21 protein-coding genes are annotated in these 18,641 nt (G+C 35.7%); 3 read left to right on the forward strand and 18 right to left on the reverse strand.

Annotated features, from left to right (window positions below; genetic code table 11):
- Nucleotides 1–5: 5 nt before the first annotated feature.
- From resA to ACIQ4I_RS05305, 5 genes are all read right to left on the reverse strand, one after another.
- Nucleotides 6–536, reverse strand: a complete 531-nt coding sequence (resA, locus tag ACIQ4I_RS05285) for a thiol-disulfide oxidoreductase ResA (protein WP_403093666.1) — start codon at nt 534–536, stop codon at nt 6–8.
- Nucleotides 537–658: 122 nt separating this feature from the next.
- A complete protein-coding gene (locus ACIQ4I_RS05290) occupies nt 659–1,390 on the reverse strand; it encodes a pseudouridine synthase (RefSeq protein WP_397537630.1) in 732 nt (243 codons plus the stop codon).
- Between the two features lie 578 nt (nt 1,391–1,968).
- The gene (locus ACIQ4I_RS05295) at nt 1,969–2,967 is read right to left on the reverse strand and encodes a D-alanyl-D-alanine carboxypeptidase family protein (protein ID WP_403093669.1); all 999 of its coding nucleotides are present in this window, start codon (nt 2,965–2,967) and stop codon (nt 1,969–1,971) included.
- Between the two features lie 19 nt (nt 2,968–2,986).
- The gene (gene scpB, locus ACIQ4I_RS05300; protein ID WP_403093671.1) at nt 2,987–3,586 is read right to left on the reverse strand and encodes an SMC-Scp complex subunit ScpB; all 600 of its coding nucleotides are present in this window, start codon (nt 3,584–3,586) and stop codon (nt 2,987–2,989) included.
- Entirely contained in the window at nt 3,552–4,337 is a 786-nt protein-coding gene (locus tag ACIQ4I_RS05305) for a segregation/condensation protein A (RefSeq protein WP_403093674.1), read from the reverse strand. The genes scpB and ACIQ4I_RS05305 overlap by 35 nt, the downstream gene beginning before the upstream one ends.
- A 56-nt stretch (nt 4,338–4,393) precedes the next feature.
- On the opposite strand from ACIQ4I_RS05305, the gene ACIQ4I_RS05310 reads away from it, so the two are divergent.
- Nucleotides 4,394–4,894, forward strand: coding sequence for a DUF309 domain-containing protein (locus ACIQ4I_RS05310; RefSeq protein ID WP_403093676.1), 501 nt, complete (start codon nt 4,394–4,396; stop codon nt 4,892–4,894).
- On the opposite strand, the gene ACIQ4I_RS05315 is transcribed toward ACIQ4I_RS05310, so the two are convergent.
- From ACIQ4I_RS05315 to ACIQ4I_RS05370, 12 genes are all read right to left on the reverse strand, one after another.
- Complete coding sequence (locus tag ACIQ4I_RS05315) at nt 4,891–5,262, reverse strand: GNAT family N-acetyltransferase (protein WP_403093679.1); 372 nt, start codon at nt 5,260–5,262, stop codon at nt 4,891–4,893. The two genes, ACIQ4I_RS05310 and ACIQ4I_RS05315, sit on opposite strands and share 4 nt — an antisense overlap.
- A 192-nt stretch (nt 5,263–5,454) precedes the next feature.
- Nucleotides 5,455–6,771 carry a diaminopimelate decarboxylase gene (gene lysA, locus ACIQ4I_RS05320; RefSeq protein ID WP_403093681.1) on the reverse strand — a complete coding sequence of 439 codons (1,317 nt, stop codon included), beginning with the start codon at nt 6,769–6,771 and terminating at the stop codon, nt 5,455–5,457.
- A 103-nt stretch (nt 6,772–6,874) separates the two neighbouring features.
- Nucleotides 6,875–8,446, reverse strand: coding sequence for a spore germination protein (locus ACIQ4I_RS05325; RefSeq protein WP_403093684.1), 1,572 nt, complete (start codon nt 8,444–8,446; stop codon nt 6,875–6,877).
- Nucleotides 8,439–9,230, reverse strand: coding sequence for a SigF/SigG family RNA polymerase sporulation sigma factor (locus ACIQ4I_RS05330; protein ID WP_397537622.1), 792 nt, complete (start codon nt 9,228–9,230; stop codon nt 8,439–8,441). Before ACIQ4I_RS05330 ends, ACIQ4I_RS05325 begins: the two co-directional genes overlap by 8 nt.
- A 4-nt stretch (nt 9,231–9,234) precedes the next feature.
- A complete protein-coding gene (gene spoIIAB / locus ACIQ4I_RS05335; protein ID WP_403093687.1) occupies nt 9,235–9,681 on the reverse strand; it encodes an anti-sigma F factor in 447 nt (148 codons plus the stop codon).
- Entirely contained in the window at nt 9,674–10,027 is a 354-nt protein-coding gene (locus tag ACIQ4I_RS05340) for an STAS domain-containing protein (RefSeq protein ID WP_397537620.1), read from the reverse strand. The genes spoIIAB and ACIQ4I_RS05340 overlap by 8 nt, the downstream gene beginning before the upstream one ends.
- 218 nt (nt 10,028–10,245) lie before the next feature.
- On the reverse strand, nt 10,246–11,550 hold the full coding sequence (locus ACIQ4I_RS05345; RefSeq protein WP_403093690.1) for a pyrimidine-nucleoside phosphorylase: 1,305 nt from the start codon (nt 11,548–11,550) through the stop codon (nt 10,246–10,248).
- A gap of 15 nt (nt 11,551–11,565) precedes the next feature.
- Entirely contained in the window at nt 11,566–12,768 is a 1,203-nt protein-coding gene (gene deoB, locus ACIQ4I_RS05350) for a phosphopentomutase (RefSeq protein ID WP_403093693.1), read from the reverse strand.
- Between the two features lie 83 nt (nt 12,769–12,851).
- Nucleotides 12,852–13,745, reverse strand: coding sequence for a site-specific tyrosine recombinase XerD (gene xerD / locus ACIQ4I_RS05355; protein WP_403095065.1), 894 nt, complete (start codon nt 13,743–13,745; stop codon nt 12,852–12,854).
- Nucleotides 13,746–13,953: 208 nt separating this feature from the next.
- Nucleotides 13,954–14,436, reverse strand: coding sequence for a ferric iron uptake transcriptional regulator (fur, locus tag ACIQ4I_RS05360; RefSeq protein ID WP_403093696.1), 483 nt, complete (start codon nt 14,434–14,436; stop codon nt 13,954–13,956).
- Nucleotides 14,437–14,549: 113 nt separating this feature from the next.
- The gene (locus tag ACIQ4I_RS05365; protein WP_397537616.1) at nt 14,550–15,059 is read right to left on the reverse strand and encodes a hypothetical protein; all 510 of its coding nucleotides are present in this window, start codon (nt 15,057–15,059) and stop codon (nt 14,550–14,552) included.
- 54 nt (nt 15,060–15,113) lie between these two features.
- Nucleotides 15,114–15,659 (reverse strand): NUDIX domain-containing protein, encoded by a 546-nt coding sequence (locus tag ACIQ4I_RS05370; RefSeq protein ID WP_403093699.1) that lies wholly within the window; start codon nt 15,657–15,659, stop codon nt 15,114–15,116.
- A gap of 71 nt (nt 15,660–15,730) precedes the next feature.
- Here ACIQ4I_RS05370 and ACIQ4I_RS05375 point away from each other — a divergent pair, with 71 nt between their 5' ends.
- Nucleotides 15,731–16,633, forward strand: coding sequence for an aldo/keto reductase (locus tag ACIQ4I_RS05375; RefSeq protein ID WP_403093702.1), 903 nt, complete (start codon nt 15,731–15,733; stop codon nt 16,631–16,633).
- A gap of 50 nt (nt 16,634–16,683) precedes the next feature.
- Here the strand turns inward: ACIQ4I_RS05375 and ACIQ4I_RS05380 are convergent, their stop codons facing one another.
- On the reverse strand, nt 16,684–16,944 hold the full coding sequence (locus ACIQ4I_RS05380; RefSeq protein ID WP_403093704.1) for a YqkE family protein: 261 nt from the start codon (nt 16,942–16,944) through the stop codon (nt 16,684–16,686).
- Nucleotides 16,945–17,458: 514 nt separating this feature from the next.
- Between ACIQ4I_RS05380 and ACIQ4I_RS05385 the strand changes: the two genes are divergently transcribed.
- The gene (locus ACIQ4I_RS05385) at nt 17,459–18,403 is read left to right on the forward strand and encodes an alpha/beta hydrolase (RefSeq protein ID WP_403093706.1); all 945 of its coding nucleotides are present in this window, start codon (nt 17,459–17,461) and stop codon (nt 18,401–18,403) included.
- Nucleotides 18,404–18,641: the final 238 nt, after the last annotated feature.

Consider the following 18,641-nt stretch of genomic DNA (forward strand, 5'->3'; position numbering starts at 1 on the left):
CCTTCTTATGGTTTAATACTTGTAAGGTATTTTTTAATATCTGTTTCCGTCATTTCTCCAATGATAATTTTCGCTATTTTGCCGTCTTTGTCTATTAAAACTGTAGTTGGTAATGGATCTACGTTATAAGCCCTCATAACACTTTTTGTTTTGTCAAGTAAAATTGGAAACTCAACACCTAGCTTATTTGTATAGCTTGAAACTTCTAAATCAGATTCAGCGATATTAATACCTAATATTTGAACACCTTGGTCTTTAAATTGTTTGTACTGATCATTAATAGCTGGCATTTCCTTTTTACATGCTTTACACCATGTCCCCCAGAAATTCAATAAGACGCCTTGGCCCTTATAATCTGATAATTTATGTGTATTACCATTTAAATCTACTAATGAAAAATTGGGTGCATCGTCGCCTACTTTTAACAGTTGTACGTTATCTTTGTTTGCAGTTGTGTACACAGTGTAAACGATTGCTGCGACTAGAACGGCTAAAATGATTAATCGTAAATATAATCTTTTTTGTTTTTTCTCCATTGTTGAAGTAAAGCCCCCTTAATCACTACAGAAACAATCCACTCTATTATAACAAATTTTGGCTTATTTACTTAAATATATATGAATGGTTTGTGAATCTTTTGTAACATAAAGAGTAAAATCTAGCCGATTTTACCCGTTTCTGAAAGAACACGAAGTTGCTTTACTTCATGAGCTGTTAGCTCACGCGACTCACCTGCATTTAAACCATGTAGTCCTAAAAATGCAAATTGTTCACGTTTTAGCTTTTCTACTGGGCATCCAATCGCTTCAAACATTCTTCGAACCTGTCTATTACGTCCTTCGTGAATTGTAATTGCAATAATAGATTTTCCGTGTTCACGATTTGATGAAAGTACTTTTACCCGAGCAGGAGCCGTTTTACCATCTTCAAGCATGATTCCTCGTTCTAATTTTTTCAAATCTTCTCTTCTTGGTTCCCCTTTAACTTTAGCCACATACGTTTTATCAATGTTATAACGTGGATGCGTTAATAAGTTTGAAAAATCGCCATCATTCGTCAATAATAATACACCTGAAGTATCGTAATCCAATCGACCTACCGGGAAAATTCTTTGCTCTACATTTGGGAATAAATCTAATACTGTTTTACGACCACGATCATCTGAAACTGCTGATATTACGCCTCTTGGTTTATATAATAAATAGTAAACCTTTATTTCTTTTTCAATTTTAACTCCCTCTACTTCGATTGAGTCTGAAGCAGTAACTTTTGTACCAAGCTCTCGAACCACTTGTCCATTCACTTTTACTTTACCTTCTGTGATTAATTCTTCTGCTTTTCTTCTTGATGCGATTCCTGCGTGAGCAATCACTTTCTGTAGTCTTTCCATTTGGTCACCTCATTAAACTTTATGCTATTAGCCTTCAAAAATTATTGCATATTTTTTCTAATAATAAAAGTATTAGAAGCTGCACTATTACTTTTGGTTCTTAATAAATCCATATATTCACATATCACTTCTATTTCTGAACAAGCGCGCCACTTTAAATGTAAATGCTCTGTTAATTACTTCTGTTGATTTTTTATCCACAGTCAAGCATGCTAAATACTAAACCTTATGACCAATCGGATTGGCTCACATGATTCAATACTCAATTGCTACGCTTTCATTTTTAAGAAAAACTTTCTCGCGCTTTTATAAGGCGTGTTGGACAATTACTATTCCTTTCAAATCTCAACAATTCGATTTAACATCGCCAATATAGAAAAAGGGACTGTCCTAATAGTGAATGAATAACTCATATAACTCACTATTGAACAGCCTACTATTTTTTCTGCTAGGGACCCCGCTAAGCGCACAAACCGTATGAGCCAACTGAGTCTGTCTCATACGGTTCGTTCTCGCGCTTTATGCAAGTCGAGGTGCTAATTTAATTAATTTCTTCTACTATTTTAAGCAGTCCCCTCTTATTTCCAAATCATATGAACAGGCTCATCAATCAATGGCTGTCCATCAAGATAAAATGACCAAATTCCAATATCACCTTGTGCAATCCGCGGCATTCTTAGGATTGATTTCACTTTTTTCTCTTCTTCCTTAGAAATTAGAGCATAAATAGGGTGCTCCAATTCAACTTGTAGATCATCTCTTACTTGATATAATCCCTGTTTTGCCAATAATCTTTTATCATATTTTTGGAAAGCAGTTTCTGCAAATCCTGAATGAACTTGCCAGTCATTTGATTCATTCAATGTTACTACAATAACTCGCTTACCATCTTTTTCAAAATACGTTGCAAGTGTACGGCCAGCAACTTTTGTAAAACCTGTTTTTCCGGCAATTGCATATTTATTGTAGTGTAGAAGTTTGTGTTTATTTTTCCAAACCGTTGGATTTTGTAAATCATTTTTGTAATATTTTGTGGTAGCTATTTTACGGAAATTTTTTTCCTGCATTCCAATTCTCAACATTTGAGCTGTGTCATATGCAGAGGATAAATGCTTGTCATCATGCAAACCTGATGGATTTTCAAAATGCGTGTCCCATAATCCATACAGTAACGCATAGTCATTCATCAATTTGACAAATCCACCAACTGAACCGCCTACTTCTTCTGCAATTGCTGTTGCAGCATCATTTCCTGAGCGCAAAAGTAAACCATTAAGTAATGTTTTTAACGTAGTCTTTTCACCTTCAACAAGGTATATTGATGATCCCTCACTCAATGTTGCTTTTTTTGAAATTGTCGTTTCAGTGTTTAAATCCGATTCCTTAACTGCTACAAAAGCCGTCCACATCTTGGTAAGGCTTGCAATTGGTAGTTTTTCATGTTCGTTCATACCAATTAATAATCTTCCTGTATCTGCATCAATTACTGCGTAAGAACTTGTAGCTGCTTCTGCTGTTTTTTCAAATGGCATTAGAACGATAATACAACTCAATACTACAACAATCCATCGACGCAAAATGTCACTCCTTTAGCGATCAGTCTGTTTGTGGTTCTTGAAAAGCTTCTTGGAATTTAGACATAAACAAATCTGGTTGTTCGTCTAGATCAGCGGCACCTTCTTCTGGGAGCTCTGGTAATTCGTTAATATTCTTCATACCAAAATAATTCAAGAATTCTTTTGTTGTACCATATAATATGGCACGGCCAGTACCTTCAGCTCGCCCAACTTCATGTACTAAACCTCTTGCATTTAAAGTATGTAACGCTCTTTCACTTTTTACACCTCTTAAATCATCAATTTCGACACGAGTAATTGGTTGTTTATATGCAACTATTGCCAATACTTCAAGTGAGGCTTGAGATAATGATTGAGCTGGAGGATTTTCTACCAATTTTTGGATTAAATCTGCGTGCTCAGGTTTTGAAATGAGTTGAAATGTACCTGCCAATTCTTTTATAACGATGCCTCGTTCTTCTTGTTTCTCGTAACGTTCCATCATCTGTTTTATTGCTTCTGCAATTTCTTCTTCTTTTTTTTCAGTAATAATTGAAAGTTGTTGGATCGTTAATCCGTCTTCTCCGATGATGAAAAGAAGACTCTCAATTCTGCTCATCAATCGATTCAAGTTGTTCATCTGTTATTTCTTCCTTCCGTAAAATCACCGTTAAATCTTCAAAATTATTATCTTGTTCAACGGCTACTACTTGGCGTTTCATAAGTTCTAAAAGCGATAAAAACGTTACAACAAGTGTACCCTTATCTTCATAAGGAAATAAATCAAAGAAATTAGCACGTCCATTCGCTGATTTTAAAACATCAACAACTGCACGCATTTGGTCTTTAATCGAAATATCTTGCTTTGTCACTTTTGTTGTAAGCGGCGCTTTTAACCGTTTGCGGTTCAACATTTTTTGAAATGCTGCTACCATATCGTAGACATTCACAGAAGTATCAAACAAAACTAATTGTTCTTCAGGCATTAATGCGGATAAATCTGCTGGAGGTCTTGTAAAATATTTTGTACGGGTTGTTTCCATTTCTTTTAAATTAATAGCTGCATCTTTAAATTTACGATATTCTATTAATCTTGCTACAAGTTCTTCACGAGGGTCCGGTTCATCTACTTCAAATTCTTCATCATCAAGATCACCTTCGTGAATCGGCAATAACATTTTACTTTTAATCGCAAGCAATGTAGCTGCCATTACTAAATATTCACTTGCTTCATTAAGCTCTAACACTTGCATCGCTTGAATATGCTCCATATACTGTGCAGTAAGCTCTGCCATAGGGATATCATATATATCGATTTCCAAGCGATGGATTAAATGTAATAATAAATCGAGAGGGCCTTCAAAAGCCTCTAATTTTACTTCATACGACATAATTTACCACCTGACAATTTAACTTCAAAATTTAGTATAGAGGAAAGGTGAGCAAAATGCATCCAATGCATCACCCTTTATTTATCCAATTTCTTACTTATTTCAATGGCAATCAAGATTACTTTGAATGTCATGAAGTTTTAGAGGAGTATTGGAAAGAAGTAGCACCACGAGATAAAAAACATCCGCTTACAGGATGGATTCAACTAGCAACGGGCCTTTATCACTGGAGACGCGAGAATTTTAAAGGAGCTCATACCATATTAAACAAGGCAGAACGTACATTAAATGCTTCTATTTATGATTCGTTCTTAGAAGAAATTAATACATCCAACTTATTACATCAAATTCATCTAACTCAAGAAAAAGTGAATAATCATGAACCTTATATATGTTGGTATATTGATATTCAGTCGCCCGATTTAAAATTAAAAGTAGAGCACTCTATAGCTACATTGCCACCAAGTGATACTTATTTTCTTCAAAATAAACATATGCTTAGAGATCGTTCCAATATTCTTTTAGCACGTCAAGAAAAAAGAAGAAGCAGACATTAGTGCTTTTTGTCTGCTTCTTCTAACATCGTTAGACATTTTTGGATAAAGGATTCTGTTAAAGAATCCGGTGCGATTGAACCACATAAATCCATTTCTGAAAGCTGTCGAATCATTTCTACTCCAAGTCCTTCTCCACGATGAGATGGATCTACTGATATATGTCTAACAATCCATTGACTATCTTGTACCTCTACACCTACAAGACCAATCGTATCTTCTGCTTGTTTCCATAAAAACAGTTGCCAGTTTGGATCAGAATTATATTGACAAATCGCCTCTTGTAACTTTTTTACATCTTTATGTTCGGGCATAAAAGACAAGAGCCCCATTGCAATTTTTTCGTTTGCTTTCTTATAACGACATAACATATATTAGATCCCTCTTTTTTTGCCTTTAAATATCCTTGAATATCCTACACGAAAAGCAAAAAATACGCAAATCTTTTCCCATTATTTAGGAATTGAATTTGGTGCTATAAAAAACCAGTAAATAACACCCCATATACCTGACATAACGAGTAAGGATATTAACAAAATGATATTACTTTTTTTCAAAATGGGTTACCCCCTTCCAATTGATAGCGGAAGGTCTAACTTCACAAGGTCCTCATAACTTTCGCGTTTCACTACTAACTGATGTTCACCGTTTTCAACGAACACAACAGCTGGTCTAGGTATACGATTATAGTTACTTGCCATAGAATAACCATAAGCACCTGTACAAAATGTTGCAAGAATATCGTTTGGCTCGGCCTCTGGTAGATTTATGTTCTCAATCAGTTTATCACCAGACTCACATAGTTTTCCAGCAATCGTATAAGTTTCTGTAGCAGGATGTGACATTTTGTTGGCAATTGCTCCATCATACTTAGCATCATATAGAGCCGGTCGTATATTATCTGACATACCTCCATCTACAGCTAAGTACTTACGTGTATTAGGAACTTCTTTTTGTGAACCAATCGTATAAAGTGTTGTACCTGCATCACCAACTAATGAACGGCCCGGTTCGATCCAAATTTCTGGCATTGGTAATTTTAACTTTTCGGCTTCTTGTTTCACTGTTTTAATCATATCATCAACATATACTGCTGGTTGTAATGGCGCATCTTCCTCTGTATAACGAATACCAAATCCGCCACCTAAATTTAAGACAGTCGTATGGAATTGATAGTGTTCTTGCCATTCGCCCATTTTTTCTGTTAACTTTTTCGCTGCTAAACGAAATGCAGCTGTATCAAAAATTTGCGAACCAATATGACAATGCATTCCTTGTAATTCTAAATACGGATCATTAAATAGCGCTTTAAAAGCAGCATCTGCTTGACCATTACTTAAATCAAAACCAAATTTTGAATCAGACTGGCCGGTTGTAATAAAATCATGGGTATGCGCTTCTACACCAGGCGTTACGCGAATTAATACATCCATTTTTTGCTTTCTTTGTGCAGACAATTTTTTCAATACGTCAATTTCGTAAAAATTATCAATTACAATGCAGCCTATTTTAGATTCAAATGCAAATTCTAATTCATGTAAACTCTTATTATTTCCATGAAAATGAATTTTTTCGCATGGAAATCCTGCTTGTAAAGCAGTATATAATTCACCACCAGAAACTACATCAACAGACAACCCTTCTTGGGCAGCCACTTGATAAATAGCAACGCTTGAAAAGGCTTTACTAGCATAAGCAACTTGTGCTGAGACGGAAGCATTATTAAATGTATCGACAAAACCTCGCGCTCTCTTTCTAAATAAAGCAATGTCATAAACAAAAAGTGGTGTACCATATATTTTTGCTAATTCTACTGTATCGACACCACCGATAGATAAATGGTTATTTTCTGTAATAGTTTGAGTTCCATATAAATGCATCCAATCTCTCCTATCGTATCCATGATCATTTGTAAGAATACACGGAATTTTCTATAACATGAACTTTAACACGATAGAAGAGCAGATGCAATGGCTCATAACATTAAGAACGTTTTCGATCCTTAGCTCCAACAAAAAACGGTCTTGGTGCATCATTTGTCATTGGATAACGCAATAGTACATGTGCGAAAGCATTAGGGAAGAATGGAATAAGTGGCCATAAAAAAGGCACGTTCATTGGTTTTAATGATGCCATATACCATACTGTACCTAAAATACCGATAAAGAAACCATTTACTCCAAAGGCGGCTGTAAGCAATAATAATAAGACTCTGAAAATCTTAACGGATACACTCAGTTCGTATGATGGAATTGCAAAAGTGAAAATAGCAGTAACTGCTGTATAAAGAACAACTTCTCCAGAAAACAGTCCTACGTTTATTGCAATTTGGCCAATAACGATACCTGCTACAAGCCCCATTGCAGTTGATAAAGGCGTTGGCGTATGGATAGCTGCTAGTCTTAAATACTCTATACCAATATCTGCAACCAGAATTTGTATAAGGAGAGGAATAGAGGTTTTTTTATTGAGACCTATAAAGTCCATAAATGAAGGGACATATTCGGGATGCTTAACAAGCAGAAACCAAAGAGGCAGTAAGAAGAAGCTAAGAAAAGCTCCAAAAAAACGTAGAAATCGTACGACTGTTCCAATTGCAGGTGCCTGTCTATACTCTTCAGCATGTTGCAAATGATGAAAAAGAGTGATGGGCACTAATATAACTGAAGGAGATGTATCAACAACAATCGCAATATGTCCTTCTAATATATGTGCAGCCACAATATCAGGTCTTTCACTATATCGGACAAACGGTAATGGATGGAAGCGTTGTTTTATTAACCATTCTTCTAAGGATTTATCAGCCATTGTCAATCCATCATGTTGGATTTTCTCTAAGCGTTTTCTTATATAGTTTAGATGTTCTTCATTGACGATTTCTTTTAAATAGACAATAGCTAAATCCATTTGGCTTTTTTCAGTCACTTGGTGTAACTCAAGTCGTAATGATGTATCACGTATTCTTCTACGAATGAGAGCTGAATTTAGGATAATACTTTCTGTAAAACCATCCCTTGAACCTCGAATTACTTTCTCATTGTCTGGTTCCTCAGGATTTCTTCCTGGATAGCTTCTAAAATCTGCTGTAATCGCGATACCAGATGGTGTAATAAAAGCTATTTGCCCACTCATGATAGCCGTTAATAATTTTTCTTTTGAAGTTTGCAGCTCCCAAGCAAAGAAGGGAAAGCATTCAAAAAAATAATCTGCTTCTGCCTGAATGCTTTCTTCCTTTGATTGTTCTTGGCACTTTTCTAGCTTAGCTGTATCTGATTCGTCTTTGTCTGGTTTTGGCGATCCTTCAGCTTTCCCTGACATAAATTTATCTCTTTTATAAACAGCTGTTGGCTGGATTGCTGTTAATAACCGAGTGTAATTTTGACTATCAATTAAGCCATTAATATTAATAGTAAAAACTTCCATATTATGAACATGGATATATTTCATATTGATATCGAAGCTTTCACTTTTCCCAAATTGGGAAATCATGAAAGCTTCTGCTGCTTGGTTGCTTTGGAAAATTGCTTGTGTTTCACTATTGGTACTACTACTCATAATCTGCCACCTTTACCAATTGTTCATACTGCTGATCTGTTAGCCAAATTTTCAGCTGTGCTAAAATTCGCTTTTCTAAACGAGAGACTTGAACTTGTGAAATACCTAATCTTTCAGCAATATCACTTTGAGTACAGTCAAGATAATAACGTAAATAAATGACAGACTGTTCACGTTTACCTAGTCTTTCTAGCATATCTTTTAATGGAATATGTTCAAATGGCTTTTCTGATCTTTCGTCTTTCATTTGATCCATTAAACTAATTGGATCACCATCACTTTCAAAAATTTGCTCATGAAGTGATGCAGGATCTCGCAAGGCATCACTTGCCATAGCTATATCGTCAATTGACACATCTAGTATTGTCGCCAATTCTTGAATTGTTGGCGGTCTTTCATTGTCTTTTAGAAAATCGTCTGTTGCATGACGAATTTTATAATTTAATTCTCGTATTGAACGGCTGACTTTAACCATCCCATCATCACGAAGAAACCGCTGAATTTCCCCGATAATCATCGGTACAGCATATGTCGAAAATTTCACTGGATAAGATAAATCAAATTTATCAACAGATTTCATTAGTCCAATACACCCGATTTGGAATAGGTCTTCTAAATCGGCACCCCTTGAAGTAAAACGTTGAACAATTGACCATACAAGTCGGGTATTCCCCTCTACCATCTCTTTTCTAGCTGCTTCATCCCCTGCCTGCGCTAACTTAATCAGTTCTCTCATTCTTTCTTGTGTCAGTAATTCTTTTGACGCTTGCGGGTTTGATGTCATGTTCTCACCTTACATAAAGCGGCTCTTGTACTGGTTGAAATTGTTTCTTAAAGGTGACGGCCGTTCCTTTCCCAAGTTCTGATTGTACAGCTAGTTGATCTGTAAAGCTTTCCATTATGGTAAAGCCCATACCTGACCTTTCTAGCATTGGTTTTGTCGTATATAGTGGTTCCATAGCTTGTGTCACATTTTCTATTCCATTGCCTTGATCTAAAATCGTGATTGTTACTTCTCTTCCTTGGCGGGAAGCCTGAACTGTAACAATACCATTTGGATTTTCGTCATAGCCATGGATAATAGCGTTTGTTACAGCCTCAGAGACAACGGTTTTTATCTCTGATAATTCTTCTATCGTTGGGTCTAATACAGCTAGAAAACTTGTGATTGCAATTCTAGCAAGTCCCTCATTATCACTAATCGCCAAGAATGATAGCGTCATTTCGTTATCCATGAAGAATCCCTCCTAAACTTTGGATGGCTTCTTGCTCTGATTCATGCCAAATATATTTTCCTAATCCTGAAAACTGAAAAATTTTCTCCATTGTAGAAGAAGGTTTGATGATTAATGTTCGACCATTGTGTACCTGTAGGTCTCTCATTCTACCTAAGATTAGTCCTACCCCTGCACTGTCCATAAACTGTAACCCCTCTAAATTCCAAATAATATCTTGTACATAGCCACTATAGATGGCTTGCGAAATATCCTCTCGAATATGGCGCGCTGCATGATGATCCAGCTCTCCTTTTAATCTGATAATCGCAATTTTTTCTGATGTAATTTCAATATGGTGCTGCATTTACATACCTCCTTTTCAAAAACTAATTCTACGGAAGAATAGGAGAATCCTATGCCCTGACAATTTAACAATCAAAACGCTAAAGATAGAAAAAATACGACAACTACCATCCGTTAGTATGGAAATAAATCTATTCTTTTAATCACTTGAATTTAGTAAATCATAAAAAAATGCCACATTGGTCATATCAACCAATGTGGCATATCTAGAATATTCGACTAATCTGTAATAACATCTTCAATTAGTTTTGGTGCTTTTACTTCTGCAGAAGATATTACAATATTTGAGTAGATTTTGTCTACTACTTCTTTTACGTCTTCATGATTCGAGTAAATGGTTACAAGAGATTCTCCAACTTGTACTGCATCTCCTACTTTTTTGCGTAGCACTAAACCAACTGCAAGATCAATTTCAGATTCTTTTGTTGCACGGCCAGCTCCTAGTAACATGGCTGCCGTACCGATTTCATCCGCTACAATATGACTAATAAAGCCCGCTTCTTTTGCAGGTACTTCAAATGTATATTGTGCTTGAGGAAGCAATGATGGATCATCGATAACAGCTGGGTTACCCCCCTGACCCTTGACGAATTTTTTAAATATATCAAGAGCTGCACCGTTTGCGATTACTTCTTCAAGTTGGTTACGTGCTTCTTCGATTGTGTTTGCATGGCCACCTAGTACAACCATTTGAGAGCCTAATGTTAAGCAAAGTTCTGTTAAGTCTTTTGGACCTTTTCCACTCAATGTGTCGATTGCTTCTTTTACTTCTAATGCATTTCCAATAGCGTAACCTAATGGTTGGTTCATGTCAGAAATGATCGCCATTGTATTGCGACCTACATTCTTACCAATTTGCACCATTGCATGTGCTAGCATTTTAGAATCTTCAACTGTTTTCATAAATGCACCATCACCTGTTTTAACATCTAAAACGATGGCATCTGCACCAGCTGCAATTTTTTTACTCATAATGGAACTTGCGATTAAAGGAATACTTGGAACAGTACCTGTAACATCACGCAAAGCATATAATTTTTTGTCTGCCGGTGTTAAATTACCGCTTTGACCGATTACTGCTAATTTAATGTCATTTACTTGTTTCGTAAATTGCTCAGTAGTTAGTTCTACATGGAATCCTTCAATTGATTCTAATTTATCGATTGTACCGCCAGTATGACCTAATCCACGGCCACTCATCTTCGCAACAGGAACACCTACTGCAGCAACTAGAGGTCCAAGTACAAGTGTTGTTGTATCACCTACACCACCAGTTGAATGTTTATCTACTTTTACGCCAGCAATTCCTGAAAGATCGATCTGATCTCCTGATTCAACCATAGCCATTGTAAGATCCGCACGTTCACGGTCCGTCATATCTTGGAAATAAATTGCCATTGCTAAGCTACTTGCTTGATAATCCGGAATTGAGCCATTTGTATATCCTTCGACAAAGAAGCGAATTTCTTCACTTGTTAATTCGTGTCCATCGCGCTTTTTCTCAATAATATCAACCATTCTCATGGAATCATCCCTCGCTTATTTTAAAAGTTGTAAAAAACTATTTCCATATTCAGGTAGTTTTATACCGAAGTTATCCGCAACTGTTGCACCAAGAGATGCAAATGTATTTGTTTTTGGAATTGCTTTTCCTTCTTTGAATCGTGGTGAATAAGCAATCAATGGAACAAATTCACGTGTATGATCTGTTCCAGGGAATGTTGGGTCATTACCGTGGTCAGCAGTAATCATGAGTAAATCATCTTCGTCCATTAATTCTAAAACTTCTGTAAGACGACGGTCGAATTCTTCTAATGCTTTACCATAGCCAATTGGGTCACGACGATGACCATATGTTGCATCGAAATCAACAAGGTTGATGAAGGATAGACCATGGAATTCTTTTTTCACAACTTTCACCAATTGATCCATACCATCTGTGTTGTCTTTTGTACGGATTGCTTCTGTTACACCTTCACCATTGTAAATATCAGAAATTTTGCCTAATGCGATGACATCTAAACCAGCGTCTTTCATTTCATTCATGACTGTACGTCCAAATGGTTTTAAGGCATAGTCATGACGATTAGAAGTACGAGTGAAGTTTCCAGGTTCGCCAATGAATGGACGAGCAATAACACGTCCAACTAAGTATTCAGGTTTTAATGTAATTTCACGAGCGATTTCACAAATTTTATACAGTTCATCAAGCGGTACAACATCTTCATGCGCTGCAATTTGAAGTACAGGGTCAGCAGATGTATAAACGATAATGGCACCTGATTCCATATGTTCTTTACCGAAGTCTTCAATCACTTGTGTACCTGATGCTGGTTTGTTACAAAGTACTTTACGTCCAGTACGCTCTTCTAATTCTTCGATTAATGATTGTGGGAAACCTTCTGGATATACTTTGAATGGTTTATTAATATTTAGGCCCATGATTTCCCAGTGACCTGTCATCGTATCTTTACCAACAGAAGCTTCTTGCATATAACCGTAGAATGCTTCTGGTTTTTCAACTGATTTCATGCCTTCTAGATCTTCGAGACCAATTAATCCACGAATATTCGTATATCCGAGGCGTTGCATATTTGGCATTGATAGCCCTTTCATTTCATGTGCAATATGTCCAAGTGTATCAGCACCTACATCATTAAAATTAGCCGCATCTGGAGCCTCACCAATCCCAACTGAGTCCATAACGATTAAATGAATACGTTTAAATGGTTTTGTGTTCATCAAATTATCCTCCTTGTTCATACATTCATTCTATCAAATTTCGAAAAAAAATAAAGGTCAGACATCTGACGAAAAGATGAATATTATGCTCTAGGGTGGAATTGTTTATACACTTCAGATAATCTTGTCTTACTAATATGTGTATAAATTTGTGTTGTCGCAATATCTGCATGACCTAGCATTTCTTGTACGGCTCTCAAATCTGCTCCATTTTCGATCAAATGTGTCGCAAATGAATGTCGTAAAATATGCGGCGTTAATTCTTTTTCAATTCCAGCTTTTTCAGCATACCCCTTCATCAATTTCCAACAGCCTTGTCTAGTTAATCTTTTCCCTCTTTGATTAATAAATAACGCTTCCGTACGTAATTTTGCATTTTCTAATTGAAAACGAGCCTTATTTAAGTAGTTTGTACAAACTTCAATAGCAGAACCACCTAATGGAATAATACGTTCTTTCCCTCCTTTACCAAATACTCTTACAAACCCCATCGTTAAATGGATATCATCTAAATTAAGTTCAATACATTCACTTACACGCATTCCAGTTGCATACAGCAATTCCAGCATGGCACGATCGCGTACGCCCTGAGGTTTTGCAACATTAGGTGCTGCGATCAGTCGATCTATTTCTTCTATTGATAATACTTTTGGTAATTTTTGTTCAATTTTCGGCATTTCAATATGGACAGTTGGATCGTGATCACATCTCTTTTCTCTAAGCAAAAATTGATGAAAAGAGCGAATGGATGAGATATGTCTTGAGACAGTACGTGCAGATATCCCTTTGTTACGCAATGATTGTAAATACTGCAGAATATGGAATCGGTCAATATCATCGAAGGTTTCTAGCTGTTGAGTTTCAAATATATCTTTTGAATAGTCTTTAATATCGCGTTCGTATGATTGTAGTGTGTTTTCAGATAATTGACGTTCGACTCGTAGAAAATGTATATAATCTGCAATCGCATCTTTTATTTCTTGTTGCACAGCTAAATCCCTCCTAAATTCAAATTCTATCTGGCTTCAGCTGCTAGACTCTCGAGTCGCATCGCTCCCTCGGTCGAAAGCTAAAAGACACTTTCGATTCGGGCGCTTTTGCGCTTTTCGAGTCTGAACGAGCCACTTCAGCACTCAAATAAAAAAAGGACAGCACCACCGCCATCCTTTACTAATTCGCTATAAACTATTGTTCATTATTAAGTTCTATGTTTGTTTCTTCTTTAGCATGCTTTTCATTACAACGCCAGCAAATGCCATGGAATGTTAATCGGTGATCTTTAATTTGGAAATTCCAGCGTTTTTCAACGACTGCTTCCACATCTTCAAGTAAGTCCTCTTGAATTTCATCGACGGCGCCACATTCGATACATACGAGGTGATGATGAAAGTGAGCTGCTCCTTCTTGTCGTAAATCATAACGAGACACTCCATCGCCAAAATTAATCTTGTCGACAATTTTCAGTTCTGTTAGTAACTCTAATGTACGATATACAGTTGCTAGACCGATTTCAGGTGCTTTGTCCTTCACTAAAAGGTAAACATCTTCAGCACTTAAATGATCTTCCTCATTTTCTAAAAGTACTCTAACCGTCGCTTCTCGTTGCGGCGTCAGTTTATAGCTAGCACCATGTAATTGTTTTTTTATACGATCAATACGGCTCTCCATACGACGCCCCCCTAAACTTCTACCATTATACCAAATGTTTATTTCTCATTACAAGATTAAGCGACTAAATTCTTTATAATGATTATTTATTGATAATAATTATCAGTAAATAATTAAAACATGAAATGGATGATTAGAAGTTCGATGAAAAAGATTATTATAGTCAAAATACTGATAACAATGATTCTCTTCCAATGTATACCCTTTTTCCGACTATTATAAAATGGTTTTGGTACGAGGACAATAGAAAATAATAATAATAAACATGTGTACATAAACTGCACCGGGAACCACCAAAGTGCATAATTCCAAAAAGCATTTTGTGTTGCAATTAAATATGCTGAGCAAAAACCGAAGAAAGCACTTTTACTTACAACAACCAGTCTTGTAATATGTCTAAACCATTGGTGCGTAGCAAGTAACACTAAAAATACGTAGGGCATGATTATTGGCCATAACGATTGCCACAAATTTGGCTTACCATCTAACTGTAATCGGGGGTCCATAATAGAAATTAGCCATTCACTTTGAGCTGGTGTAGTCATTTTGAATGCGATAATTCCTCCGATAAAGCCAATTGAAATGATCAGAAAAAAATAAGTTATTTGCAATGAGCGATTCACTAGGTCACCTACTTTCTAATAGTACAACCTATGCTCGCCACTCTTAAAAATACCTTATTTTACTAGATTATTTTTTGCCCACATAATAGCTAATATTGTTTTAGCATCGAAAATACGTTGTTCTTTTACTAATTGCTCCGCTTCTTCAATGGAAACTTCCATTAATTCGACAAATTCATCTTCATCTAAACTCGCTGGTTGTGCGATTTCAAATAAGTTTCTCGCTACATATAAGTGAATCACTTCATCCGCAAAGCCTGGTGAAGTAGCAAACGACTGAATAAAATCAAGGTCCATTGCACCATACCCTGTTTCTTCTTCTAATTCTCTAATTGCCGTTAGTTCCGGTTTTTCTCCTGGTTCTAATTTCCCTGCAGGAATTTCTACAATACTGCGTTCAAGCGGCTTTCGGAATTGTTCCACCATTACAATTTTCCCTTCACTTGTAATCGGGATAATTGCTACAGCCCCAGGATGCTTGACTAATTCTCTTGTTGCAGTTTTACCATTAGGTAATGTTACTTCATCCACTTGTACTTTAATCACACGACCATCAAAGATTTGCTCTGTAGCAATCGTTTTTTCTTCAAATTTTCTCATGTAAAAAACCCTCTCTATTGTTCTTTTTCTATAAATCATTGTACCATTATCATAAAAGGAGGGGATATGTTTTGAAAAAACGTCAATTAGGTTCGAGTGATTTACATATTTCTGAAATTGGTTTTGGCTGTATGTCTTTACCAACTGATTTACAAGATGCTTCATATATTTTGGATGCAGCTCTTGACTATGGTATTAATTATTTTGATACAGCAGACCTTTATAACCAAGGCTTAAATGAAGAAATCATTGGTCAACTTCTAAAAGAAAAAAGACAAGATATTATTTTAGCAACAAAAGTAGGAAATGTTTGGGATTCATCAGGTGATTCTTGGCACTGGGATGCTTCTAAAACACATATAAAAGAAGGTGTTAAAGATAGTTTACACCGCTTGCAAACAGATTATATAGATTTGTATCAATTGCATGGGGGTACGATTGAAGATGATTGGGATGAAGTGATAGATGCATTTGAAGAATTAAAACAAGAAGGACTGATTCGTGAATATGGTATTTCTTCTATTAGACCAAATGTCTTGAAACGTTTTTTACCAACTAGCAATGCCGTTTCTGTTATGATGCAATATAGCTTGCTTGATCGTAGACCTGAAGAATGGTTGGATTTCATCGCTGATCAAGGCGCATCTGTTGTAACACGGGGTTCTGTTGCGAAAGGGTTGCTAACCAATGAATGGCAAAAACGTCTGACAAAAACAAATGGTTATTTGACTTATTCCAAGGAAGAACTTGAAAATACTTTAACAAAACTTGCCCATTCGACAACTTCCATTCATGCAGTTGCACTTCAATCAATTTTGCAGCATCAATCAATTGCATCTGCAGTTGTCGGCGCAAGCTCAAAAGAACAATTAGACACAACAATTAAAGCCTATGAAGAGATGAATACAATAAAAAATTTGGACGAACTTATTCGTCTTACAAAACAAGATACCTATTCATCTCATCGTAATTAAAAAATGCGTTAAGGAGTTTAAAAACTTCTTAACGCATTTTTTGTATTCCACTAAAATTTAGTGCCTTTATCTCCATACTCTTCAAGTAATTCAGCAAAAGATTTATTTTTTTCACGTTGTTTTCGTTCAAATGCTAGTTGTGCTTCTTTTTCTTCTTGCTGTTGCTGTTCTTTTGCTACTAGCTCTTTTTTTGCAAGTTTTAACTTAGCTAAAACTTCACCATTAAGTTGATCTTGTAGAGTTAGATTTTCTTCTTTCTCAACTGTCTTCGATTGAGATTGCGTTCTTTGTTGTCTTTTTTTCTTTGCCATTTGAATTTCCCCTTTTTGCTTTTTGTCGCTTTTTACGATCTTAATATCATTTTCATTCAATTTTATCTCTAGAGCATGTACTTTATCAACAGTAAATACGGATCCATCATATAATATAGTAAAGAAAAAATTACTTATGAAGATGGATTTTATACCCTTGGGAAAAGTTCCACTATATCCAATTTTGGCTTTAAGTGAACGAATCTTACCATAAAATTTGCCTTTAACATCTACCGTTATTTACAATAAATGTATTGAAGGATATACGTTATCCTAATTTCGCCGAAAAGTGCGCCGTATATGGAAGGAGGCACACGAGATGGTCTTCAAAAATACACTACATTTCATTCCAACAATTCAAAAATCCAATTTAATTAATTTTAAAATTTGAATAAAACAGGGAATTAATATTCAAAAGGATGCCAAGCTATTAATATTTTCAACCTTTTTCCGAGTAGATATTTAAAGAACGCCGTATAAGCTATATCAACAAAGATAGAAAGTGGTGTTGCGTATGAAAAAAAGAATTATTTGGATTTTTGGTTTAATAACCGGAATTGTAGGAGGTATTGTTACACTATTGGGTTATTTAGTAACGAGTCGGATTATTTATATAAAGAAAAAAGATGATGATTTCATTTTAGAACGTGAAAAAAAGGCGTTGCGTTATGACGAAAAATGGTACGAATCAGTTGACAAAGAGCACTTAAGTATTTCTTCACCTAACGGATATTTGATTAAAGGGATTTATTTTAAACCTTTACAAACGACAAATACAATGATTGTTTGCCATGGTGTGACAGAAAACAAAGTAAACTCTGTAAAATATGTTCGATTATTCGAAAGACTTGGTTTTAATACGGTAGTCTATGATCACAGAAGACATGGTGAGTCAGGTGGTAAGACAACAAGCTATGGTTATTATGAAAAATTTGATCTGCAGGCTGTACTTCATTCAATAACAGAAAGATTAAACGATGATGCAATTATTGGTGTGCACGGTGAGTCTATGGGAGCTGCAACGACATTATTATATGCTGGAACATTAGAAGACAAAGCGAACTTTTATATTGCTGACTGTCCGTATTCTGATTTCTCTGAAGAACTTTATCATTTACTCACAAAGCAAACACCATTTAAAAGTCCACTCGCTATTAAACTCGCGAATATATTTTTGCGATTACGTGATGGCTATTGGTTAAAAAGCATAGCTCCTCGTACAGCGGTTACCAATATTGAAAAACCCGTGCTTTTCATTCATAGCTTACCCGATGATTTTATATTACCTGGAATGACAATCGAATTATATCGATTAAAGAATGGTCCTAAAATGTTAAAACTATTTGAGCAAGGTGCACATGCCCAATCATTCAATACAAATCCTCAAGAATATGAAGACACTGTTCGAGAATTTATAAAAGAGTATGCGTTGAATAAGAACGATTCCTTAAAAGTCTAATTTTTAGGTCTTTTTTTCTATCTGATTTAGCTGTTTGACCCTATCTGATTCTATCGCTTAATAATTTCTCTCCAAAATATAATGAGCGTTACACTTTATAATCGCACACAAAATAAAAATGCCACCGAAAGAAATTTTCGATGGCATTTTTTTAATTGAATATTCCACTATTTAAAATTGAGTTTTATCAAAGGACTGTCCATAAAAGCAAGTATATCGCTAAATTTCGGACAAAACC

Source organism: Rummeliibacillus sp. NPDC094406 (assembly GCF_044763875.1).
In the GTDB taxonomy this organism is placed as follows: domain Bacteria; phylum Bacillota; class Bacilli; order Bacillales_A; family Planococcaceae; genus Rummeliibacillus.